Annotated in this window: 22 protein-coding genes; 8 read left to right on the top strand and 14 right to left on the bottom strand. The window is 63.1% G+C overall.

Going from position 1 to position 22,267, the window contains the following annotated elements; all coding sequences use genetic code 11:
* The first annotated feature begins 3 nt into the window (after positions 1-3).
* Positions 4-1,398: a class II fumarate hydratase gene (locus ACYVKM_RS09935; protein ID WP_460877430.1), complete on the top strand. Its 1,395-nt coding sequence runs from the start codon at positions 4-6 to the stop codon at positions 1,396-1,398.
* Between the two features lie 51 nt (positions 1,399-1,449).
* Here ACYVKM_RS09935 and ACYVKM_RS09930 read toward each other — a convergent pair whose 3' ends face one another.
* The 6 genes from ACYVKM_RS09930 to ACYVKM_RS09905 all read right to left on the bottom strand — a co-directional run bounded on the left by ACYVKM_RS09930 (position 1,450) and on the right by ACYVKM_RS09905 (position 5,695).
* On the bottom strand, positions 1,450-2,151 hold the full coding sequence (locus ACYVKM_RS09930) for a hypothetical protein (protein WP_460877429.1): 702 nt from the start codon (positions 2,149-2,151) through the stop codon (positions 1,450-1,452).
* A gap of 32 nt (positions 2,152-2,183) precedes the next feature.
* On the bottom strand, positions 2,184-3,167 hold the full coding sequence (locus ACYVKM_RS09925) for a hypothetical protein (protein ID WP_460877428.1): 984 nt from the start codon (positions 3,165-3,167) through the stop codon (positions 2,184-2,186).
* Positions 3,164-4,021, bottom strand: coding sequence for an ABC transporter ATP-binding protein (locus ACYVKM_RS09920; RefSeq protein WP_460877427.1), 858 nt, complete (start codon positions 4,019-4,021; stop codon positions 3,164-3,166). Before ACYVKM_RS09920 ends, ACYVKM_RS09925 begins: the two co-directional genes overlap by 4 nt.
* On the bottom strand, positions 4,018-4,413 hold the full coding sequence (locus ACYVKM_RS09915; protein WP_460877426.1) for a GntR family transcriptional regulator: 396 nt from the start codon (positions 4,411-4,413) through the stop codon (positions 4,018-4,020). Before ACYVKM_RS09915 ends, ACYVKM_RS09920 begins: the two co-directional genes overlap by 4 nt.
* A 3-nt stretch (positions 4,414-4,416) precedes the next feature.
* Positions 4,417-4,758 (bottom strand): hypothetical protein, encoded by a 342-nt coding sequence (locus tag ACYVKM_RS09910; protein ID WP_460877425.1) that lies wholly within the window; start codon positions 4,756-4,758, stop codon positions 4,417-4,419.
* 346 nt (positions 4,759-5,104) lie between these two features.
* Entirely contained in the window at positions 5,105-5,695 is a 591-nt protein-coding gene (locus ACYVKM_RS09905; RefSeq protein ID WP_460877424.1) for an FMN-dependent NADH-azoreductase, read from the bottom strand.
* Between the two features lie 112 nt (positions 5,696-5,807).
* Here ACYVKM_RS09905 and ACYVKM_RS09900 point away from each other — a divergent pair, with 112 nt between their 5' ends.
* The 3 genes from ACYVKM_RS09900 to ACYVKM_RS09890 all read left to right on the top strand — a co-directional run bounded on the left by ACYVKM_RS09900 (position 5,808) and on the right by ACYVKM_RS09890 (position 8,824).
* Positions 5,808-6,782 carry a LysR substrate-binding domain-containing protein gene (locus ACYVKM_RS09900; protein WP_460877423.1) on the top strand — a complete coding sequence of 325 codons (975 nt, stop codon included), beginning with the start codon at positions 5,808-5,810 and terminating at the stop codon, positions 6,780-6,782.
* 81 nt (positions 6,783-6,863) lie between these two features.
* Positions 6,864-8,006: a pyridoxal phosphate-dependent aminotransferase gene (locus tag ACYVKM_RS09895; RefSeq protein ID WP_460877816.1), complete on the top strand. Its 1,143-nt coding sequence runs from the start codon at positions 6,864-6,866 to the stop codon at positions 8,004-8,006.
* A 17-nt stretch (positions 8,007-8,023) separates the two neighbouring features.
* A complete protein-coding gene (locus ACYVKM_RS09890; protein ID WP_460877815.1) occupies positions 8,024-8,824 on the top strand; it encodes an amidohydrolase in 801 nt (266 codons plus the stop codon).
* Here the strand turns inward: ACYVKM_RS09890 and ACYVKM_RS09885 are convergent.
* Positions 8,736-9,014 (bottom strand): ArsC/Spx/MgsR family protein, encoded by a 279-nt coding sequence (locus ACYVKM_RS09885; RefSeq protein WP_460877814.1) that lies wholly within the window; start codon positions 9,012-9,014, stop codon positions 8,736-8,738. The two genes, ACYVKM_RS09890 and ACYVKM_RS09885, sit on opposite strands and share 89 nt — an antisense overlap.
* Positions 9,015-9,215 carry a hypothetical protein gene (locus ACYVKM_RS09880; protein ID WP_460877422.1) on the bottom strand — a complete coding sequence of 67 codons (201 nt, stop codon included), beginning with the start codon at positions 9,213-9,215 and terminating at the stop codon, positions 9,015-9,017. It lies immediately after the preceding gene.
* A gap of 248 nt (positions 9,216-9,463) precedes the next feature.
* On the opposite strand from ACYVKM_RS09880, the gene ACYVKM_RS09875 reads away from it, so the two are divergent.
* Entirely contained in the window at positions 9,464-10,639 is a 1,176-nt protein-coding gene (locus ACYVKM_RS09875; RefSeq protein WP_460877421.1) for a peptidoglycan-binding protein, read from the top strand.
* Positions 10,640-10,814: 175 nt separating this feature from the next.
* On the opposite strand, the gene arsC is transcribed toward ACYVKM_RS09875, so the two are convergent.
* Genes arsC through ACYVKM_RS09855 form a run of 4 tightly spaced genes read right to left on the bottom strand, consistent with a single transcriptional unit; the run spans position 10,815 to position 14,560 of the window.
* Entirely contained in the window at positions 10,815-11,159 is a 345-nt protein-coding gene (gene arsC / locus ACYVKM_RS09870) for an arsenate reductase (glutaredoxin) (protein WP_460877420.1), read from the bottom strand.
* A 37-nt stretch (positions 11,160-11,196) separates the two neighbouring features.
* Positions 11,197-12,738 carry a pseudouridine synthase gene (locus ACYVKM_RS09865; protein ID WP_460877419.1) on the bottom strand — a complete coding sequence of 514 codons (1,542 nt, stop codon included), beginning with the start codon at positions 12,736-12,738 and terminating at the stop codon, positions 11,197-11,199.
* The gene (gene scpB, locus ACYVKM_RS09860; protein WP_460877418.1) at positions 12,735-13,592 is read right to left on the bottom strand and encodes an SMC-Scp complex subunit ScpB; all 858 of its coding nucleotides are present in this window, start codon (positions 13,590-13,592) and stop codon (positions 12,735-12,737) included. Before scpB ends, ACYVKM_RS09865 begins: the two co-directional genes overlap by 4 nt.
* A 35-nt stretch (positions 13,593-13,627) precedes the next feature.
* Positions 13,628-14,560: a segregation and condensation protein A gene (locus ACYVKM_RS09855; RefSeq protein ID WP_460877417.1), complete on the bottom strand. Its 933-nt coding sequence runs from the start codon at positions 14,558-14,560 to the stop codon at positions 13,628-13,630.
* Positions 14,561-15,497: 937 nt separating this feature from the next.
* Here ACYVKM_RS09855 and ACYVKM_RS09850 point away from each other — a divergent pair.
* A complete protein-coding gene (locus tag ACYVKM_RS09850; RefSeq protein ID WP_460877416.1) occupies positions 15,498-15,866 on the top strand; it encodes a PilZ domain-containing protein in 369 nt (122 codons plus the stop codon).
* A gap of 69 nt (positions 15,867-15,935) precedes the next feature.
* On the opposite strand, the gene ACYVKM_RS09845 is transcribed toward ACYVKM_RS09850, so the two are convergent.
* Positions 15,936-17,615, bottom strand: a complete 1,680-nt coding sequence (locus tag ACYVKM_RS09845) for an AMP-binding protein (RefSeq protein WP_460877415.1) — start codon at positions 17,613-17,615, stop codon at positions 15,936-15,938.
* A 143-nt stretch (positions 17,616-17,758) separates the two neighbouring features.
* On the opposite strand from ACYVKM_RS09845, the gene ACYVKM_RS09840 reads away from it, so the two are divergent.
* Positions 17,759-18,205: a hypothetical protein gene (locus ACYVKM_RS09840; protein WP_460877414.1), complete on the top strand. Its 447-nt coding sequence runs from the start codon at positions 17,759-17,761 to the stop codon at positions 18,203-18,205.
* Between the two features lie 70 nt (positions 18,206-18,275).
* On the opposite strand, the gene acnA is transcribed toward ACYVKM_RS09840, so the two are convergent.
* Positions 18,276-21,026, bottom strand: a complete 2,751-nt coding sequence (acnA, locus tag ACYVKM_RS09835; RefSeq protein WP_460877413.1) for an aconitate hydratase AcnA — start codon at positions 21,024-21,026, stop codon at positions 18,276-18,278.
* A gap of 242 nt (positions 21,027-21,268) precedes the next feature.
* On the opposite strand from acnA, the gene ACYVKM_RS09830 reads away from it, so the two are divergent.
* Entirely contained in the window at positions 21,269-22,219 is a 951-nt protein-coding gene (locus ACYVKM_RS09830; protein ID WP_460877412.1) for a LysR family transcriptional regulator, read from the top strand.
* Positions 22,220-22,267: the final 48 nt, after the last annotated feature.

Raw genomic sequence — 22,267 nt, 5'->3', positions numbered from 1 at the left:
GTCATGAGCGGTTTCCGTATCGAACACGACAGCATGGGCGAGCTGAAAGTCCCCGTCGACGCCCTGTATGGCGCGCAGACCCAGCGCGCGATCGACAATTTTCCGATTTCCGGCCTGCATCTGCCGCGCGAGTTCATTCGCGCACTGGGCCTGATCAAGGCAGCGGCAGCCGAGGTCAACCTGGCTATGGGCCACCTGAAGAAGAACCAGGCTGCGGCGATCCGCAAGGCGGCGCTGGCAGTGGCGGATGGCCAGTACGACGCGCAGTTCCCGATCGACATCTTCCAGACCGGTTCGGGCACCAGTACCAACATGAATGCGAACGAGGTGATCGCGCACCTGGCGGTGAAGGGCGGTGCCAAGGTGCATCCGAACGATCACGTCAATTACGGGCAGAGCTCGAATGACGTGATTCCTACGGCGATCCACGTCAGCGCCACGCTCACCACCAGTGAACAGCTGCTGCCGGCGCTCAAGCATCTGAAGAAGACCATCGACAAGCGCGCGCGCGAATTGCGGAACACGCCGAAGACCGGCCGCACCCATCTGATGGATGCGATGCCGATCACCTTCGGCCAGGAGTTGTCCGGCTGGTCGGCGCAGATCGGTTCGTCGATCGAGCGTATCGAGGATGCGTTGAAGCGCATGCGCCGGCTGCCGCAGGGCGGCACCGCCGTGGGAACCGGCATCAATGCCGATCCTAAATTCGGCCCGGCGATGGCGGTGCAGCTGAAGAAGCTCACCAGCGTGAAGTTCGAGTCGGCGGAAAATTATTTCGAGGGCATGGCCTCGCAGGATGCGGCGGTGGAACTGTCCGGCCAGCTGAAGGCGTTGGCAGTGGCGCTGATGAAGATCGCCAACGACCTGCGCTGGATGAATTCAGGTCCGCTGGCCGGCTTGGGCGAGATCGAATTGCCCGCATTGCAGCCGGGTTCGTCGATCATGCCGGGCAAGGTCAATCCGGTGATTCCCGAGGCGACCGCGATGGTGGCGGCGCAGGTGATCGGCAACGATGCCAGCATCACCATCGCCGGCCAGTCCGGCAACTTCCAGCTCAACGTGATGCTGCCGCTGATCGCGCACAATCTGCTGCAGTCGATCGGGATATTGAGCAAGGTCAGTGTGTTGCTGGCCGACAAGTCGATCGCCGGTTTCAAGGTCAATACCGCGCGGGTCAATCAGGCACTGGCAATGAATCCGATCCTGGTCACTGCGCTGAATCCGGTGATCGGTTACGAGAAGGGTGCAGCCACCGCCAAGCAGGCCTACAAGGAACATCGGCCGATCATGGACGTGGCATTGGAAACCACCGGCCTGTCGAAGGACGAGCTGAAGAAGCTGCTCGATCCGCTGACGTTGACCAGGGGCGGCATCCACGGTGGAAACGGTGGCGGTTGAAGACACCCACAGCCCTCGATGCATCGTGCATGAGGGCTGTGAGCACCCGGATCAATCGGAGGACACGGCAAAACCTTTCTTGTCGGCCATGTCCTTGCCGCAATCGTCGATGTCCTTCTGCTGCATGGTTGCATAGGGCCTGAATTCGGGCATCGCCGCGGCCAGTTTCTGCTGCATGGACAGCAGGTCGGGCAACCGTTGGCACAACTTGGCGGCGGCAGCCTCGATCTTGTCGGTTTGAGGCTTGATGCTCGCTTCGATCTCCTTGTCGCTCTTGCCGCTGAGCGCCCCCCAGATCGCCTGCTTGGCCGCACTGACGCCGATATCCGCGCCGCTGGCGCCGATGTCCATGCCAGCCTCGGCGATACCGATGATCTGCTGGCGGTAATCCACCAGCATGGTGTGCTGTTCCGGTGTGGCCTGCACCGGCTTGCCGGCGATCACCAGCTCGCCTTGTGGGGTGATTACCGCCTTGGAGCGGGTATCGCCATGGTGGTGCTGGTCGTTGCCGATGTGGACGTCACTCACGCTGATGTCCTGGGTGACCAGCTCCCGCTTGGCCTGCTCGATCCCCTTGCGGACCTCGGCGGCAATCATCGACGAGGAGGTCTGTTCCCGGGCCTCCTTCGCTGCCTGCGCCATGTCGCTGGCGGCGCCTGATGGGTTGTTATCCTGCCCTGACTGGCTGCAGGCAGCCAGCGGCAGCAGCAGCGCGGATGCAAGGATGCTGATGGCGATCACGTTGGTTTTCATCGATGTTCTCCCCGTTCGAGTCCGGTCGGATGTCAGCTGTCGTCGCGCCAGCGGCGGAACCAGATCGCTCCGATGAGCATGGCCACACCTGCCACGGCACCGATCAGGAACTCCGGAGTGACCAGCACGGCGTAGTTGTGGGTCAGGTCGAGCATGTTCGCGAGAATCTGATGGTTGTCGGTGGCGTCCTGACCGAATTTCGAGGCGATGTCGTGGGACACTTGCCCCGGAATCCAGCCACCGGGAAATACGCTGAGCAGGGCACGTCCGACCACATTGCCCCAGAACCACTTGTCACTGAGATTGAACAAGCCCATCAGGTTGAACCAGCTGACCACGATGCCGGTGCCTACCGGAATGATCAGCGCCCACAGGAACGGCTTGCCGCGTGCCCAGGCCGAGCACAGCATCAGCCAGCCCACCGTGGGCAGCGCCCACACCACATACAGCGGGATGTTGCTGAGCATGACGGTGGCGATGCGGAACGGATGCGGCAATGTCCACAGCATCTGCCACAGATTCGCGCCGTGGAATGATGCGGTGATCGCCAGCATGACCAGGACCAGCAGTCCGGTCACGACGCTGGTGACGATCGCGATCGCCGGTGCCAGCACCGTGGCGCAGGCTACCTTGGACAGCACGGTGTCGCGATCGGAGATCGGCAGCGATTTCCAGAACAGGATGCTGCGGTCGCGGCGATCGTCGTAGAGCGAATTCAGGCTGTAGAAGAAAACCACCACGAACAGCACGATGCCGATCAGCACCACCGGTGTCAGGATGCTGATGTCGAGTGCCTTGCCGATCGTATCCAGGGCATCGGCGCCCATGTGCGCGGTGATCGTGTTGAAGTCGATGCCGTTGACATGCACTCCGCCGCGCGCACGGAACACCTCACCGGTGATGATGCTCATGAGGGTCAGCAAGAGGACGACGCCGCCGGTGATGATCGGTGCCCATACGAAGCTTCCGCGATGCTCCCAGAACTCGCGCTTGACCAGCCAGTAGAAGGTTTTCATGCGTATGTCCCTTTCATGGTGGCGACGAACAGGTCGCTGACGGAAGGCCGGCGGACTTCGCCCAGCGCTTCCAACTGCGCGCGTTCGACGCCGTCGAACAGGAAGATGCTCTTGCCGAACACCTGGCGCTCATCGAGCGGCTTCAGCGCACGGGCCGTGGCGGCATTGTCGGCGTTCACCATCACCTCGATGAAGCGCTCGCCGATCGCATCCATGTCGGCATCCAGCACGATCTTGCCGTCGCGGATGAACATCAGGTCGGTGAGGATGTGTTCGACTTCCTCGACCTGGTGGGTGGTGACGATGATCGTCTTGTTCTCGTCGAAGTAGTCCTCGAGCAGGCTCTGGTAGAACTGCTTGCGGTAGAGGATGTCCAGGCCCAGCGTCGGTTCGTCCAGGATCAGCAGCTTGGCGTCGATCGCCATGACCAATGCCAGGTGCAACTGCACGATCATGCCCTTGGACATCTGTCGCACGCGCTGGTTGGACGTAAGCTTGGTGCGTGCTAGGAACGCCTCGCACTTGGCGCGATCGAAACGCGGATGCACGTTGGCGACGAAATCGACCACCTCGTGCACCCGGATCCAGCGCGGCAGCACCGCCACGTCGGCGATGAAGCAGACTTCGCCCATCAGCTTGTCGCGCTGCTTGCGCGGGTCGAAACCGAGCACGTTGAGCTGGCCGGTGAAGTCGGTAAGGCCGAGGATGGCCTTCAGCGCGGTGGTCTTGCCGGCGCCGTTGGGCCCGATCAGGCCAACGATGCGGCCAGGCGCGATCTGGAAGCTGGTGTTGTCCAGTGCCAGCGCATTCTTGTATCGCTTGCTCAGGCCGCTGGCCGTGATCACCGCGCTCATGGCTTCTCCTCCTTGTCGATGCTGCCTTCGCGCATGTCGGTGCCGGCCTCGCGCAGCAGCGTCTTGAGATCCAGCCCCAGTCGTTGCAATCGTGCAAACAGCGTCGGCCATTCTTCGCGCAGAAACCGCTCGCGTTCGGATTTCAGCAGCGCCTCGCGGGCGCCTTCGATGACGAACATGCCCAAACCCCTCCGTTTTTCAACCAGTTGTTCGTCGACCAGTTCCTGGTACGCCTTGGATACGGTCAGCGGATTGATCTGAAAATCCGCGGCCACCTGGCGTACCGACGGCAGCGGGTCGCCCTCGTTCAAGGCGCCGTCCAGGATCATCGCCACTACACGCTGGTGCAGTTGGCGATAGATCGGGACGCTGTCGTTCCAGGTGATGGTCATGTTTTATTCCTTGGTGATACGGCCGAACTTGTTGCCAAACGAATAGTAGGGCATGGCCAGCTGGGACCTGACCAGGCTGAACTGTTCCGTGCCGCCAGCACCGCCCAGGCGGCTGATGCTAGGGATCACGGCGAGGCCGGCTGCGCCGATGTCGGCCAGCAGGGCTGCAGCGCGCTGCTCCTCGGCGCTGGGGCGAACATTGACCGGTGCCAGGTTGATGACCTTGATGCCGTTGATTTCGGTGCTTGCTGCCGGCTGGCTGGCCACGTTGTAGTTCAGGACGCCGAGAGTGGCGGTGGTGAACAGGACGGCGGCGACGCTGGCGATCAGTTTTTGCGCTTTCATGACGGGCCTCCTTAGTGAGCTCGTTGGCTGGTGTTGTAGTGAACTATAACACCATGTTTTGAACTGTCAACAGCCAGGATGCGATTTCGCAACATGACTGATGGCCTATGCCAGAGTTGGCCTGTCGGGGCTTGCTTGCGGCCTGGTGATGCTCGCGCGGCACCTGCCAACGCAGCACGGCAGCTGCAGTCAACCGTTGCGAGTACGGCAATCAGACGAAACTTCGGGTGGATCGCAGCCGGGGTGTTGCTACATCGCACCCATGGTCAGCCTTGTTTGCGCTCCCGAAACGCAAGCGGCCCCGCATTGCGGGGCCGCTGCATACAACCAGGTGAGGTGTTCGGGATCAGGCGACCCTGGCCGTTGGAGCGCTCAACGTGCCGATTGCTTTCTGCGCCGACTGCAATGCCTGAGCCTTCGGTTCGTCACCCATGGCCAGCCCCTCGGCGCGCACGAACTCCACATCGGTGATGCCGATGAAGCCGAATGCCGCGCGCAGATAGGTTTCCTGGAAGTCCATGGCTGCATGCTGGGCGCTGGCATACATGCCGCCACGGCTGGAGGCGATGATCAGCCGCTTGCCGCCAGCCAGCCCTTCGGGGCCGTTCTCGGTGTAGCGGAAGGTCTTGCCGGCGACCAGGATGCGGTCGATCCATGCCTTGAGCTGGCTCGGGATGCCGAAGTTGTACATCGGTGCACCGATCACCACGATGTCGGCGGCCAGGAAATCTTCCAGCACCTGGTTGCCCAGCGCGACGGCGGGATCGCTGGCGTCGGCCACCGGCGCCCAGTGCGGCAACGGTTCGGCGGTGAGATCGTGGTAGTGGGTCTCGATGCCGGCTGCCTGACGCTTCAACTCGGCTACGATGTCGGCGGTCAGCTGGCGCGATACCGAATAGGTACCTAGTGCGCTGGAATCGATATGCAACAGTTTCATGGTGAGGTTCCTGATCGGGCCGACGGATCGGCGATGCAATCAGGTTATATTTAGAACAATGCGGCGATAAGATGGGTGTTTTCGGACGTATAGTTCTCTTTTGGAAACAATCATGACGGTATTGAGCGGAGCCCTGCAGGATCTCAACGATCTGTATTTCTTTGCCGCAGTGGTCGAGCATGGCGGCTTTTCTGCAGCCGGGCGGGCACTGGGTGTGCCGAAATCGCGCCTGAGCAAGCGCGTAGCCCAACTGGAGGAACGGCTTGGCGTGCGCCTGCTGCAGCGAACCACGCGGCGCTTCATGGTGACCGAGGTCGGCGAGCGCTTCTACGCACATTGCCGTGCCGTGCTGGAAGAGGCACAGGCAGCACAGGATGCGGTGGATGAATTGCGCGCCGAACCTCGCGGCCTGGTACGCCTGAGTTGCCCGGTTTCGCTGGCGCAGACCGTACTGGCCTACCTGCTGCCGGACTTCCTCGCGCAGTACCCGAAGATGCAGGTGCGCATGCTTTCCAGTGACCGCCGGGTCGACGTGATCGGCGAGGGCTACGATCTGGCAATCCGGGTACGCAGCAAGCTGGACAGCGATGCGAACCTCGTGATGCGCAGCTTCGGTCAGTCGCGCACCAAACTGGTGGCCAGTCCCAAACTGCTGAACGCGCAAGGACGCCCGACCAGTCCCGATGAACTGGCGAAGTTGCCGGCACTGTCGATGCGCGAGCACGAGGGCGCGCAGGTGTGGGAACTGATCGGCGGGAACGGTGAACAGGTGAACGTGGAAGTGCAGGCGCGCCTGATCACCGGTGACTTCGCCGTGCTGCTCGAAGCCGCCCGTCGTGGTCTGGGTGTTGCGCTGCTGCCGGAGTTTGTCTGTGCACCGGCGATCACCCGCGGCGAGCTCGAAGTGGTGCTGCCGGACTGGAGCGTGCCCGAGGGCACCATGCACTTCGTCTATCCCAGCCGGCGCGGCATGTTGCCTGGTGTGCGTGCGCTGGTCGATTTCCTGGCCGAGCGGCTTCCGGCCACGACGCTGCTGAAGCACGAGCAATGCAAGGTGCGCCCGCTGGAAGCTCTGCCCAAGCCTTGATGGTGATCCACGAGGCATGATGTGCGTAACACCCCGCATGCGCTACGCTTCCATCTTTATGGACATCCATACGGCCGAATGATGATCGACACCAAACTCCCGAAAGTCGGCACCACCATCTTCAGCGTGATGAGTCAGCTCGCGCTGGAGCACAAGGCGGTCAACCTGGGTCAGGGTTTTCCCGACTTCGAGCCGCCACAGGCATTGCGGGACGCGCTCAGCCGCGCCATGAACGAGGGGCGCAACCAGTACGCGCCGATGCACGGCACGGCGGCCCTGCGCAAACAGGTCGCGTTGAAGACCGAGCGCCTGTACGGGCGCAAGCTCAACGTGGACAGCGACATCACCGTCACGTCCGGTGCCACCGAAGCCATCTTTGCCGCGATCGCCGCGGTGGTGCGTGCTGGCGAGGAAGTGATCGTGTTCGATCCGGCCTACGACTGCTACGAGCCGGCCATCGATCTGCAGGGTGCGCGTGCGGTGCATATTCCGCTGACCGTTCCGGCGTTCGCGATCGACTGGCAGCGCGTGCGCGACGCGGTGACCCCGAAGACCCGCATGATCCTGATCAACAGTCCGCACAATCCGTCCGGCGCGGTGCTGTCGTCGGCCGACCTGGAGGAACTGGCGGCGATCGTGCGCGACACGAAGATCGTGGTGCTCTCCGACGAGGTGTACGAGCACATTGTGTACGACGGCGTGCAGCATGAGAGCGTGCTGCGTCACCCGGAACTGGCCGAACGCAGCATCGTGGTCTCCTCGTTCGGCAAGACCTATCACTGCACCGGCTGGAAGGTCGGCTATGCGGTGGCGCCGGCCGCCTTGTCGGCCGAGTTCCGCAAGGTGCACCAGTACCTCACGTTCTGCACCTTTCATCCGGCGCAGGTGGCGTTTGCCGAATTCATGGCCAGCACGCCGCAGCATTATCTGGAACTGCCGGCGTTCTACCAGGCAAAGCGCGACCGCTTCCGTGCGCTGCTGACACCGTCGCGCTTCAAGCTGCTGGACGTGCCGGGCGGTTATTTCCAGCTGGTCGATTATTCGGCGATCCGCGATGAGAACGATCTGGCCTTCAGCAAGTGGCTGGTCGAGCAGGGCGGGGTGGCGGCGATCCCGCTCACGCCGTTCTACGAAACTGCGCCGGGCACGCGCCTGCTGCGGCTGTGCTTCGCCAAGAGCGATGCCACGATGGATGCAGCGGCGGAGCGGTTGTGCCGGCTATGAACATGCCAGCTTCAGATATGCATGCACTGAAAGTCTCGCTGGTACAGGGTGCCACCCGCTGGCACGACGCACCGGCCAATCGCGATTACTACGGCGCGCTGGTGCGACAGGCGCAAGGCAGCGACCTGATCGTATTGCCGGAGACCTTCCTGTCCGGCTTCAGCAACGACACCCAGGCCAGCGCCGGAACGATGGACGGCGAGGGCGTGGCCTGGCTGCGTGCGCTGGCGATCGAGGCGGGTGCGGTGATCTGCGGCAGCCTGGCGATTCGCGAAAACGGCACCGTCTACAACCGTCTGCTGTGGGTAAGGCCCGACGGCAGCTTCGCGCAATACGACAAGCGCCACCTGTTCCGCATGGCCGGCGAGCACACCCGCTACGGTGGCGGCAACGAACGGTTGATCGTGGAGTTGAGGGGTTGGCGGATCCTGCCGCAGGTCTGCTACGACCTGCGCTTTCCAGTCTGGCTGCGCAACCGCCGACTGGCCTCTGCCAGCGGCGGCATGGACTACGATCTCGCGCTGTTTGTCGCGAACTGGCCGGCGCCGCGCCGTGGCCCATGGCGTACGCTGTTGCGCGCACGCGCCATCGAGAACCTCAGCTACGTGATCGGCGTGAACCGGGTCGGCGTGGACGGCAACGACCTGCCTTACGCAGGTGATAGTGCGGTGATCGATCCGGTCGGCGAGCCGCTGGTCGAACTGGGTGTGCAGGAGCAGGTGGTGACAGTTACGCTCGATCCGGCGCCGCTGCTCGCGCATCGCGAACGGTTTCCCGCATGGATGGATGCCGATGCGTTTTCACTCGATCCGGGTTGATCCAACCTTCTCTGTGCGACAACAAGAAGCCGCCCTTGAGGCGGCTTCTTGTTGTCGATTCGTGGTGAATCAAAGTATGGCCAGCGCCCGCGATCGGTCGCTCGATCAGTTTCGGATACGCCACTATCGCGGCAATCAGTGCGACGTCGTCGAGAGCAGGGTCATCCAGCCCGAGTGACCGGTATTCCAGTCAGCCGATGCGCAGCAACTCGCGCGCACTCATGCCGGGTTGCCAGGGTGAAGGCGCGTTTATAGCATCGATCGCCTGCTCAATCAGTAGGGATATTCCCGTGTTTGCATCTGGGAAAATTCCCAAATCCATGTCAGTTATCGCTCTTGATTTAAGCGCCTCGGGCAACTTAGCCTTAACAACATGTCGTTGCTGGCTCACGGCGTATGACGTCAGCAATGTTCAAGGAAAGAACTGGGACACTACAGGGAGTGAACTCATGTCGTTCAGGGATGCGCAGACAGATGCGATGCTCGCTACTCCGGCGAGATCCAAGGTTTCGGATACTCACGCGTTGAGGCATCGGGAAGCTTTTTTGTTTCCACGAGTGCCATGTTTCTCGTCCTCATTCTCAGATCCCGACTCCGGCACGGCGCGGCTGCCGTGACCGTCGACGCTGGACGGACTGGTTGCCTCAAACAGCCGTCCATTCATTAGGTTTCCAGGTTTATCGATACGACGCACGCCAGCGCTGGTGGGTGCGTATTCGTCAGTGCTTGTCTGCCTGTTACGACAAGGGGAAAGAAGCCCAAGTCAGCTCACGCTGCCTAATCCTTCAACACGGAGTTGTTATGAAAATTGATTCTATGCGGCCAGTCCTGCTGGCCCTCGCGGTGAGTTCATCGTTGTTGCTTTTCGGTTGCTCCGACATGGCTGTCGGTGGCAGCAAGAACCCGGTCAGCGGGTCGGCGGGAGGCTCCACGAGCACCAATGCCGCCACAACGCTTGAACATTGCGCGCGCCCGCTCGGCACGATCGCAGTTGAAGAAGATACCGGCCAATCGTGGTATCTGATCCTCACCACCCAATATCACCTGCCGGCGACGACACCGCTGATTCGTTTGATGATCCAGCAGAGTAATTGCTTTGTCGTGGTGGATCGTGGTCGCGCGTTGGGCTCGATGATGCAGGAACGTGATCTGGGTGCATCGGGTGAGCTCCGAAACAGCAGCAACATGGGCAAGGGACAGATGGTTGCCGCCGATTACGTGGTTACGCCCAACATCCAGTTTTCGCAGGGCACGGGTGGCGGTGGCGTCGGTGCCCTGGCGGGTCTCGCCGGCGGCTATGGCGCGATCATCGGCGCCGTGGCTGGCTCCATGAAAACAAGCGAAGCGTCCACGACCCTGATGCTTGTCGATACGCGTTCCGGCGTGCAGGTGGCTGCGGCAGAGGGTAATGCGCGCAACACCGATTTCGGTTTCGGTGCGCTCGGTATCGGTGCGGGAGGTGGCGGCGCCATGGGCGCATACAGCAAAACGCCGCAGGGCAAAGTCATTGCGGGTGCTTTCCTCGACTCCTACAACCAGTTGGTGCGTGCAGTACGCGAATATGCACCGCAGCACGTTGCAGGCGGCCTGGGTACCGGCGGTACGCTCGCTGTAGATGGCGCAAGCAAACCCAGCGACAGCTTTTCCGTGGCTGACGCGCAGCGCAAGCTTGCCGGTCTGGGTTTGTACACCAGCAAGGTCGACGGTCGCTCCGGGCCAGGCACGTCGGCGGCGATCAGCAAGTTTCAAAAAATTCGTGGATTGCCCATGACTGGTCAGCTGGACGAGGCGACGATTGGTGCACTGAGCCAGTGAAGTGATTCTTGCGCATTTGGATGAATGACCGGTTCCGGCATGCTTGCATGCCTACAGTCACCTTGCGGCCATCGACCGGACTCATTATTGCGATGTGCTGATCATCCCCGCAGAAAACAAAAGCCGCCATCAGGCGGCTTTTGTTTGGGTGTCGACGGGGTTGGGTGGGTGGCCCTCAGAGTATCGCCAGTACCGCTTCCGGTGGACGTCCGATGGCTGCCTTGCCGTTGGCCACCACGATCGGCCGTTCGATCAGTTTCGGGTGCGTCACCATTGCGGCGATCAGTGCGGCCTCGTCGAGAGCAGGGTCATCCAGCCCGAGCGACTGGTACTCCGCTTCGCCGCTGCGCAACAGTTCGCGCGCGCTCATGCCGAGTTGCTCCAGCAGCACGGTCAGCTCGGTGGTGCTGGGCGGCGTGTCGAGGTAATGGATCACCTCGCACGCGCCGACATGCTGCTCCAGCAACGCCAGCGTGGCGCGCGACTTGGAGCAGCGGCTGTTGTGATAGATGCGTACCATCGATCAGCTGCTTCGCGTGGTCAAACTGAGCCGAGGCTCAGCGGTTGCCCGAACGATTGCCACCGCGACCATGTGGCCGTCCGCCCGGCGCGCCGCCGTGACCCTGAGGGCGTGCGCCACCACCTTGCGGGCGGTTGCCGCCGCGGCCTTGACCTTGTGGGCGATTGCCACCAGGACCCTGTGGTCGGCCGCTGCCTTGTGGTCGGCCATTGCCATGCGCCTGGTTGCCGTAGGGCGAATTGCCGTGAGCATGACTGCCCTGACCTTGCGGGCGGCTACCGTGTGTGCGATTGCCGCCGGTGCCGCGCGGCTCACCGCCGAAACCGCTGTAGGGGCCGCCGGTGCCGCGGCTCTCGCCACCGGCACGTGCACCAAACGGCTTGCCGCCGGCAGGGCGGCGATTGCCGGGAGCACCCGCGGCTGAGCCGCCGGGGCGGCCACCACCATCACGACTTTCGCCGGCGAACCAGGTACGCACCGACGGCAGCTCCTGGCCCGGCGCCACGCGCCGACCCTTGCCACCACGACTGCCGCCACCGGGACCACGTTCGGGGCGTGCGAGGTTGCCGTTGACTTCCCTGCCATCGCGGCGTGGCGGCTTGCGGCCGCGCACGGGTTCTTCGCGGATGCGGTCGTAGGCGCGCAGTTCGCGGGCCTCGTCCTGGCCGCCGGTCCAGGCGCTGCTGGCACCACGCTCGGGGCGGTATTCGGTAACATTGCGGTTGGCGCGGCGCTGGTGCAGCACCGGACTCAGCGTCAGCACCGGCTGCGGCGCACCGAGGCCGGTGGTCTGGCGCAATTGTTTTACCGCTTCGGCATCGAGCGCTTCGCATTCGCCGCGGCGCAGGTTGCGCGGCAGCTCGATCTTGCCGTAGCGGATGCGCTTGAGACGGCTGACCAGAAAGCCTTGCGAATCCCACAGGCGACGCACTTCGCGGTTGCGGCCCTCGCGGATCACCACACGGAACCAGCTGTGGCTGCCGCCGCGGCTGATCACCGCGATCTCGTCGAAGCGGGCAGGGCCGTCGTCCAGTTCCACGCCGGCCTTGAGCCTTTCGATGATCTCGTCGGGCACCTCGCCATGCACGCGGCACAGATACTCGCGCTCGAGCCCGCTCCTGGGATGCATCAACGCGTTGGCGAGTTCACCGTCGGTGGTGAGCAGCAGCAGGCCGGTGGTGTTGATGTCGAGGCGACCCACGGCGACCCAGCGCGCACCCTTCAGGCGCGGCAGCTGTTCGAACACGGTGGGGCGACCTTCGGGATCGTCGCGGGTGGTCAGCATGCCCTCGGGCTTGTGATAGATCAGCACCTCGGTGTCGTCACGGTTGTCGGTGGCGACGACGAACTGCTTGCCATCCAGCACCACGCGGTCGCCGGCGTGCACGCTGGCGCCGATACCGGCCGGGCTGCCATTCAACTCGACTTCACCGGACTGGATGCGCTGCTCGAGCATGCGGCGCGAGCCGAGGCCTGCATTGGCCAGCACCTTGTGCAGGCGTTCCTCGATCTGGGCAGTTGCGTCGTCGGCGCGCGGTTCGCGCTTCAGGGATAGAACGGATTTCTGCGGCGCAGTCATGCGCGGTACTCCTCGGTATCTTGCTCGTCGGCGCCGGTTTCGGCGTCCGCGGCGGGGGTCGCTGCCTCGTCGGCAGTGCTGGTCGGGATCTCGGCGGATGGACTCAGGTCGGAGCCATGTCCGTCGGACTCGGGTGAAGTGGCCGTCGCGTGAGCGTCGGCCGTGATGGGCTGGGCGTCATCGGCATCGGCGGCGTCCGCCGGTGTCTGGTCATGTGTTTCGATGTCATCGGCCGCCGGATTCCCGACTTCCTCGTCCGGATCGATCGGCAGGTCGCGCACGATGCGGGCGGGCAGGGGTTCCTGTTCGAAGCGCAGCTGTGGGTCTTCCATGTCGCGGATTTCCGACAGCGGCGGCAGCTGATCCAGCGATTTCAGGTTGAAGTAGTCGAGAAACATGCGGGTGGTGCCGAACAGCGCCGGCTTGCCGGGCACGTCGCGGTAACCGACCACGCGGATCCACTCGCGTTCTTCCAGCGTCTTGATGATGTTGGAGGACACCACCACGCCGCGGATCTGCTCGATTTCGGGGCGTGTGATTGGTTGCCGATAGGCGATCAACGACAGGGTTTCCAGCAGCGCGCGCGAATAGCGGCTGGGCTTCTCGGTCCACATCCGCGAGATCCATGGATGGACCTCCTGGCGCACCTGGTAGCGGAAACCGGAGGCCACTTCCTTCAGCTCGATGCCGCGGCCGTCACAGTCGCCGGCCAGCGCTTCGAGTGCCTTGGCGATCTGCGCGTGGCTGACCTCGTCGGCCTCGCTGAACAGGTCGCCCAGCTGATGAACCGTCATCGGCTGGCTGGAGGCCAGCAGGGCGGCCTCGATGATGGGTTTGAGTTGCTCGATCTGCATGGCCTTGGGTCGGATGCCGATTCAGTAGGTGTGGTTCATTCGTTGGACGACTCGATCAGTGCCGACTCGCCCGGTTGTTCGTCGTCCGCTGCCGTGTCGGCAAATGCCTCGGCGTGATGTGCCTTGGCCTTCACATAGATCGGCGCCAGCGGTTCCTCCTGGACGATTTCCACCAGCATTTCCTTGGCCAGTTCCAGCATCGCGAGGAAGGTCACCACCACGCCGAGGCGGCCTTCGTTGGCGTCGAACAGGCTTTCGAAACGATGGAAGCTGTTGTCGTCCAGCCGGCTCAGCAATTCGCCCATGCGCTGGCGCACACTGAGTGTCTCGCGCTTGATCGCGTGGTGACCAAACAACTCGGCCCGGTGCATCACATCCTTCAGGGCCAGCAGCAGCTCGGTCAGATCCAGCGGCGGCGGCAACTTGATCACGTTGCGTTCGCCCACCTCGGCATGCACCACCGCGGTGTCGCGTTCCAGCCGCGGCAGCGCCTCGATATCTTCCGCCGCCCGCTTGAACCGCTCGTACTCCTGCAGGCGCCGTACCAGTTCGGCCCGTGGATCGTCTTCCAGCCCTTCTTCGGCAGGTGGCCGCGGCAGCAGCAGCCGCGACTTGATCTCGGCCAGGATCGCAGCCATCAGCAGGTATTCGGCGGCCAGCTCCAGCCGCATCACGTCGCGCATCAACTCGATGTAGGTCATGTACTGCCGGGTGATCTCGGCGACCGGAATGTCCAGGATGTCCAGATTCTGCCGGCGGATCAGGTACAGCAGCAGGTCCAGCGGCCCCTCGAACGACTCCAGGATCACCTCGAGCGCATCCGGCGGAATGTACAGATCCTGCGGCATCTGCAGCATCGGCTGGCCACGCACGATGGCCAGCGGCATTTCCTGCTGTTGCGGTACCGACGCAAACGCACCCTGCGGTGCGGTGACCAGGCTCTCGGGCTCGACTGGCTCAGTGCTCATCAATGCATGTCGTCTGGCCGCCTTCAGCGGCTGGCAGTGCGTTCAACACGTTCGGAACCATTCCATGCGCTGGCATGACCCATGGAAAGCCCATGTTCGGAATGCGGCGGTGAGGCGGCGTTTCCAAGGTGCGGCTAGGGATACTGCGGTCTTTCACAAACTTCCGCCGAGGCGCCTCGGGCGCCATCGTCGCGACGGGCATGATGAAGCCACGCTCTTGGTGGTTCGGTCAGGCAGGCCGTGGGCGATCACTGTGCACCGGTTCCGGGTTGTCAGCCACGGCAAAGGTGCAAGTCACAGATGGCGAAAACGACGCCACTGACTGTTCATCATCGGTCGGTTTGAGAGCTGTCGGGTGAAACCCCATCGGCCGTCGGCAGTGACCGGCGAGCACTTTCCATGGAGCCACGCGTGGACAAAGAGTAGCGACTACCCGGTGACAAGTCCAGCCATGGCTGGACGGCATGGATTTCCACCCGATGGCCAGTACCCATCCGTGGCGGCCGATGCTGTACACATCCGGGCTTCATGCTGTGGCCGGAGGCGGGCACAATACGCGGTCAATCGGCCCGATTTCATGATCCGGGGTGTCGTTCGATCCATGCATATCGTCGATGTGGGGCGGCAAGTGACCTAATGCGTCGGTCTGCTACGTAGCATGCGGATTCATGTCACCGGTTCGGCACGCTTGGACAATGGATTGCTGCAGGTAGCCGGCCACATCTGAGATGTACAAGCGGGACGGCAGGTGAAGGAGATGGGCAGGCATCGGGTTCGACGCATGGCATATTAGTTGCTTACATACCGGCAACGGACACAATCACACTTTGAAGTCCGTTGAATGTCAGGCAACGCATCTCGATGGCTTCAAGGATGTGCGGAACGGAGCTTTTGCCGGCGGCGGTTGCAAGCGTATTAAGGTAGTAACGGGATGACGATGACGACCGACAAGAATGGACAGGGTGGCAACGCGCCGGAACAGTTGCGTCCGGCACGCATGCAGATCGCCACGACGGTGCTGATGAGCCGCAACGGCGAGTCGCATCCGACCGAGCTGGTCGACATCTCGGCTACCGGCGCGCTGCTGCGACGCCCGCTTGGCTGGGCGGGCGAAGTGGGGCAGAGCTGGGTGCTCGACATGATCTTCGGGCACAACCTGCACATCCATCTGGAGGCGGCAGTCGCGCGCATTTCCGATCATCACATCGGCTTTTCCTACAGCCGCATTCCGGAGGACAAGCAGGTCCCGCTGTGGAACCTGCTGGGTGGTTACGCCGATATCCTGGAGTACTGGAAAGATAGTTGAGAGAAACGGCACGACGCCACGAAAAACGCCCGCATGATGCGGGCGTTTTCGATTTGAGGTGGCGTGGCTTCAGGCGCTGGCTTTCTTCTCGTCGCGCAACTCGCGGCGAAGGATCTTGCCCACGTTGCTTTTCGGCAGCGCGTCGCGGAATTCGATGAACTTGGGCCGCTTGTAGCCGGTGAGGTTCTCGCGGCAGAACTGCTTGAGCGCCTCTTCGGTCAGGTTCGGGTCCTTGCGCACCACGAACAGCTTCACCACTTCGCCGGAATGCTCGTCGGGCACGCCGACCGCCGCCACCTCGAGCACACCCGGGTGCGCCATCACGGCGTCCTCGACCTCGTTCGGGTACACGTTGAAACCGGACACCAGGATCATGTCCTTCTTGCGGTCGACGATGTAGAAGTAGCCGTTCCCGTCCATCTTCGCGATGTCGCCGGTATGCAGCCAGCCGTCGGTGCCGAGCACCTTGGCTGTCTCGTCAGGTCGTTGCCAGTAACCCTTCATCACTTGCGGGCCGCGAACCATCAGTTCGCCCACTTCGCCGGTCGGCAGCGGCTGGCCTTCCTCCGACCAGATCGCCACGTCGGTTGACGGTACCGGCAGGCCGATCGAGGCGTTGTATTCCTTGATATCCAGTGGATTGATGCACACCGCCGGCGAGGTCTCGGTCAGTCCGTACGCTTCGGCGAGGGTGCAGCCGGTGACCTTCTTCCAGCGGTCGGCCACCGCACGCTGCACGGCCATGCCGCCGCCCAGGGTCAGATGCAGCTTCGAGAAATCCAGCTCGGCGAATCCGGGCGTGTTGAGCAGGCCGTTGAACAGCGTGTTGACGCCGGTCAGCGCGGTGAAGCCGGACTGCTTAAGCTCCTTGACGAAGCCGGGCATGTCGCGTGGATTGGTGATCAGCCAGTTGAGGCCGCCCAGGCGGGTGAATACCAGCCCGTTCGCGCACAGGGAAAAGATGTGATACAGCGGCAGCGCGGTGATGATCACTTCTTCACCGGGCTTGGCGTTCGCACCGACCCAGGCGCCGGCCTGCAGCATGTTCGCGATCATGTTGCCGTGGGTCAGCATCGCGCCCTTGGCCACGCCGGTGGTACCGCCGGTGTACTGCAGGAAGGCGATGTCGTCGTGGCCCAGGGTCACCGGTTGCAGCGGATGCGCCGCGCCGCGCGTCAGCGCATCGCGAAAACGTACGGCCTGCGGCAGATCAAACGCAGGCACCATCTTCTTGACATGCTTGAGCGCGAAATTGATCAGCACGCCCTTCGGGCCCAGCAGGTCGCCGATGCCGGTGGTGATGATGTGCTGCACCGGGGTTTCGGCAACGATCTGCTGCAAGGTCGCGGCAAAGTTGTCCAGCACCACGATGGCCTTGGCGCCGGCGTCCTCCAGCTGGTGCTTGAGTTCGCGCGCGGTATACATCGGGTTGGTATTGACCACGACCAGCCCGGCGCGCAACGCACCGAACAGCGCGATCGGGTACTGCAGCACGTTCGGCATCATGATCGCGATGCGATCGCCCTTGCCGAGCTTGAGTTCGCCGGTGAGGTAGCCGGCGAACTGGCGGCTCATTTCGTCGATCTGGCCGTAGCTCAGGCGGTGGCCGAAATTCGCGAATGCCGGTCGATCACGAAAACGGCTGAACGCTTCCTCGAAGACGGCGGGTACCGATGCATAGGTATTGACGTCAATCTGGCTGGGCACGCCTGTCGGATAGTGATCCAGCCACGGACGTTCGTTGCTCATGCTAGGGTTCCCTGTGTTGTCGATGACCGCAGGTCGATGATGGCTTCAGGATGACCGCAGCATCCATCATGCGCCAGACGCTTTGTTCATTGGAGCATACGCCTGCGTACAGCGGCAAGCCGCATTGCATCGAGTTTCCGCCCATGAACCGATTGAGAAAAGCTGCTTGCCTGTGGATCGTCCTCGTGCTGTGCACGACAGTGTTGTGGGGGTGCCGTCGCACGCCGGACGAAGCGCAGGTGCGTGAGGCGATTGCCTCGATTGACCATGCTGCCGAAACGAATGCTGCGAGCGATGTCACTGCGCCGCTCAGTGACGATTTCGACGGCAATAACGGCGAGCTGGATCGACGCGCATTGGCGAACATGGTCAGGCTTGTCGCTCTGCGTGGCGAGCATATCGGTGTGACGATGGGGCCGGTCACGATCGAGCATCGCGGCGAGCGGATGGTGGCCACGTTCACGGTCACTCTCACCAGCGGCAGTCATCTGCTGCCCGACCAGATGGGCCTGTACCAGGTCGAATCGGCGTGGCGCAAGGACGGCGGCAAGTGGCGCTGTTATACGGCGAGCTGGAAACATTCGATGTAGTTGGCCGATCCATAAAAAAACCGCCCCGGATCCGGGGCGGTTTCGGTTTGTCACCAGGCCACGCTGAAACTCAGGCGGCTTTCTTGCTGGCCAGCTGACGCAGCACGTACTGCAGGATGCCGCCGTGACGGAAGAACTCGCGTTCCTTCGGGGTGAGCAGCATCACGTTTACGGTGAACTGCTTCTTGCTGCCGTCGGTGGCCGTGGCGGTGACAGTGGCCTCCTTCGAATTGCCGTCGTCCAGTCCGGTGATGTCGAAGGTCTCCTTGCCGGTCAGCCCCAGCGACTGCGCGTTCTCACCATCCTTGAAGGTGCACGGCAGTACGCCCATGCCGACCAGGTTGGAGCGATGGATGCGCTCGAAGCTCTCGGCGATCACCGCCTTCACGCCCAGCAGCAGGGTGCCCTTGGCAGCCCAGTCACGCGACGATCCGGTGCCGTATTCCTTGCCGGCCAGCACCACCAGCGGGGTCTTGGCCGCCTTGTACTTCATCGCCGCGTCGTAGATCGCCAGTTGTTCGCCACTCGGCACGTGCAGCGTATAACCACCTTCCACACCATCCAGCATCAGGTTCTTGATGCGGATGTTGGCGAAGGTGCCGCGCACCATCACGTCGTCGTTGCCGCGACGCGAACCGTAGGAGTTGAAGTCCTTCGGCTCGACGCCCTTGGAGATCAGGAAGCGGCCCGCCGGGCTGTCCTTCTTGATCGAGCCGGCCGGCGAGATGTGGTCGGTGGTGATCGAGTCGCCGAACAGGCCGAGCACGCTGGCACCGTGGATGTCATCGATCGTACCGGCTTCCTTGCTCATGCCGTCGAAGTAGGGCGGGTTCTTGATGTAGGTGGAGTCATCCCACTTGAACAGCGCGCCATCCGGCGAGGCGATCTGGTTCCAGCGGCTGTCGCCCTTGAACACGTCGGCGTAGTTCTTCTCGAACATGGCCGGATTGATCGCACCAGCAATCGTGTCGGAGATTTCCTTGTTGCTCGGCCAGATGTCCTTCAGGTACACCGGCTGACCGTCGCTGCCGGTACCGAGCGCGTCCTTGGTCAGGTCGATGTCCAGCGTGCCGGCCAGTGCGTAGGCGACCACCAGCGGCGGCGACGCCAGGTAGTTCATCTTCACTTCCGGATGCACGCGGCCTTCGAAGTTGCGGTTGCCGGAGAGCACCGAGGCAACCGCGAGATCACCCTCGGAGATGCCCTTGCTGATCTCGACCGGCAGCGGGCCGGAGTTGCCGATGCAGGTGGTGCAGCCGTAGCCGACGATGTAGAAGCCGATCTTCTCCAGCTCCTTCAGCAGGCCGGTTTTTTCGAGGTAGTCGCTGACCACCAGCGAGCCCGGGCCGATCGAGGTCTTCACCCACGGCTGTGCCTTGAGGCCCTTGGCCGCGGCCTTCTTCGCCAGCAGGCCGGCACCCAGCATCACTGCCGGGTTGGAGGTGTTGGTGCACGAGGTGATCGCGGCGATCACCACCGAGCCGTCACCGATCTTGAAGCTCTCGCCGTCCTTCTCCACCCGCACGCCGCCATTGGTGATGGCGTTGGCGGGATTGCCGACGGCGGACGAACCACCTTCGCTGATGAAGTCGGCGGTGGCCTGCGTACGCGGTTGGCGGTTGGCGGTGAGCGGACCCACGGCGTCGTGGAAGCTCTTCTGCACGCCTTCCAGCAGCACGCGATCCTGCGGGCGCTTCGGACCGGCCAGCGACGGCTTCACGTCGGCCAGATTCAGTTCCAGCGTGGTGGTGAAATCGGCATGCGGGGTGTTCGCGTCGTGCCACAGGCCCTGCGCCTTGGCATAGGCCTCGACCAGTGCGATCTGAGCGGCATCGCGGCCGGACAGGTGCAGGTAGTTCAGCGCTTCCTGGTCGACCGGGAAGATGCCGCAGGTCGCGCCGTATTCCGGCGCCATGTTGGCGATCGTGGCGCGATCGGCCAGCGGCAGGTGCGCCAGGCCATCGCCGAAGAACTCGACGAACTTGCCGACCACGCCGAGCTTGCGCAGCATCTGGGTAACGGTGAGCACCAGGTCGGTGGCGGTGACGCCTTCCGGCAGCTTGCCGGTCAGCTTGAAGCCGACCACTTGCGGAATCAGCATGGAGGAGGGCTGGCCCAGCATTGCCGCCTCGGCCTCGATACCGCCCACGCCCCAGCCCAGCACGCCGATGCCGTTGATCATGGTGGTATGCGAGTCGGTGCCGAACACGGTGTCCGGGTAGGCCCAGTTCTCGCCGTTGGCTTCATTGGTGAACACCACGCGGGCGAGGTGCTCCAGGTTCACCTGGTGCACGATGCCGGTGCGCGGCGGCACCACCTTGAAATTGTTGAACGCCTTCTGGCCCCAGCGCAGGAACGAGTAGCGCTCCTGGTTGCGGTGGAACTCGATCTCGACGTTCTGCTCCAGCGCGCTGGCCGAGCCGTAGGCATCCACCTGCACCGAATGGTCGATGACCAGTTCGGCTGGCGCCAGCGGATTGATCTGGTTGGCGTCGCCGCCCAGCTTCACCACCGCGTCACGCATCGCAGCCAAGTCGACCACGCACGGCACGCCGGTGAAGTCCTGCAGCACCACGCGGGCAGGCATGAAGGAGATCTCGGTATCCGGCTCGGCCTTGGCGTTCCAGTTCGCGACCGCCTCGATTTCCTTCGTCGTGACGTTGAGGCCGTCCTCGTGGCGCAGCAGGTTTTCCAGCAGGATCTTCATCGAATAAGGCAGGCGCTTCAGGTCGAAGCGCTGGCCCAGCTTGGCCAGGCTGGCGTAGCTGTAGTGCTTGCCGTTGGCTTCGAGCGTGTCGCGTACCGAGAATGAATCTTTCATGGGAGAACTCCTGGCTAAATCCTGCGGCTGGGATGGGGAGGCAACGTTGCGTGCTTGCCAGACCGGCAAAGAGCGCAATTATCGCGCAAACACGGAGCAGTCGCTAACCGGCCAGCCGGCTCCGGCTTCATGCACGGGCCTTGTGGCGGCAGGTAGACTGCGCCACTGGCAAGGCGGTTGCGCTGCTGGTTCGCCGCATAGCATGGGCTCACGGTTGTTTATGCACAAACGTATTTGATGACATGCAGCATTCGATGATTTCGATGGGCCTGGCCGCCGTCTCGCTGCGCGATCTTGCGCTGGTGCAGGCGGTGCATCGCCATGGCAGTTTCAACAGCGCGGCGCGCGCCATGCACATCAGCCCGTCCGGGCTGTCGCATCAGGTACAGAAGGTGGAGCAGGCGCTGGGGGCGCCATTGTTCGAGCGTGGTGGTCGACGCATCGTGCCGACTGCCGGCGGCCAGCGTCTGTTGCAGCAGATCGACGCCGTGCTTGCCGCAGGCGAGCACCTGCAGCAGGTTGCCCGCGCCGGCGCGGTGGCGTTTGGCGGCGAACTGCGGCTTGGCGTGCCGGCTTCACTGGGGCCATATCTGTTGCCGCATCTGATCGCACCATTCCCCCAGCATTACCCGGGCGCGCGGCTGGGCATCTCCGAAGGCAAACCGCGTGGCCTGTTGCGACGCTTGCATGAGGGCGAGCTCGATGCCGTGCTGGCGCCGCCGGTACCGGCGGTCAGCGGCATCGCGATGCGACCGCTGTTTGTCGAGCCGTGGGAACTGATGTTGCGCACCGACCATCCATTGGCGGGCGAGAACAGCATCGCACTGGACCAGCTTGATCCGGCCGAGGCGATCCTGATGGCCGAGAGCCATGCGGATGGTCTCGACGGCGAGGGTGGCGAGCATGGCCACGTACAGGATGTGAGTCTGGAAAGCCTCGCTGCACTGGTCAGCCTGCGTGGCGGCTATGCGCTGGCGCCGGCGCTGGCGCACGAGCGACTGACCTCGATGCCGAACATCGTGCTGGCCAGACTGAAAGGGCCAGCCTCGGGCCGCGAGATCGCGTTGTACTGGCGCGACGCTTCGCCATGGCACGACGATCTGCAAACATTTGCCGAACTGCTGCGCAAGCTGGCGCGCCAGCGGCCTGGGTTGCGCGTGACGGGTGCAAAGACGAAGACGGCGTCGCTCTGACAGCAGAAGGCCGCCTTGCGGCGGCCTTCCGATCCATCGGTGAGACGA

Source organism: Rhodanobacter koreensis (assembly GCF_054782855.1).
The sequence above is the reverse complement of the archived record's forward strand: the minus strand, read 5'-3'. Positions and strand labels throughout refer to the sequence as shown.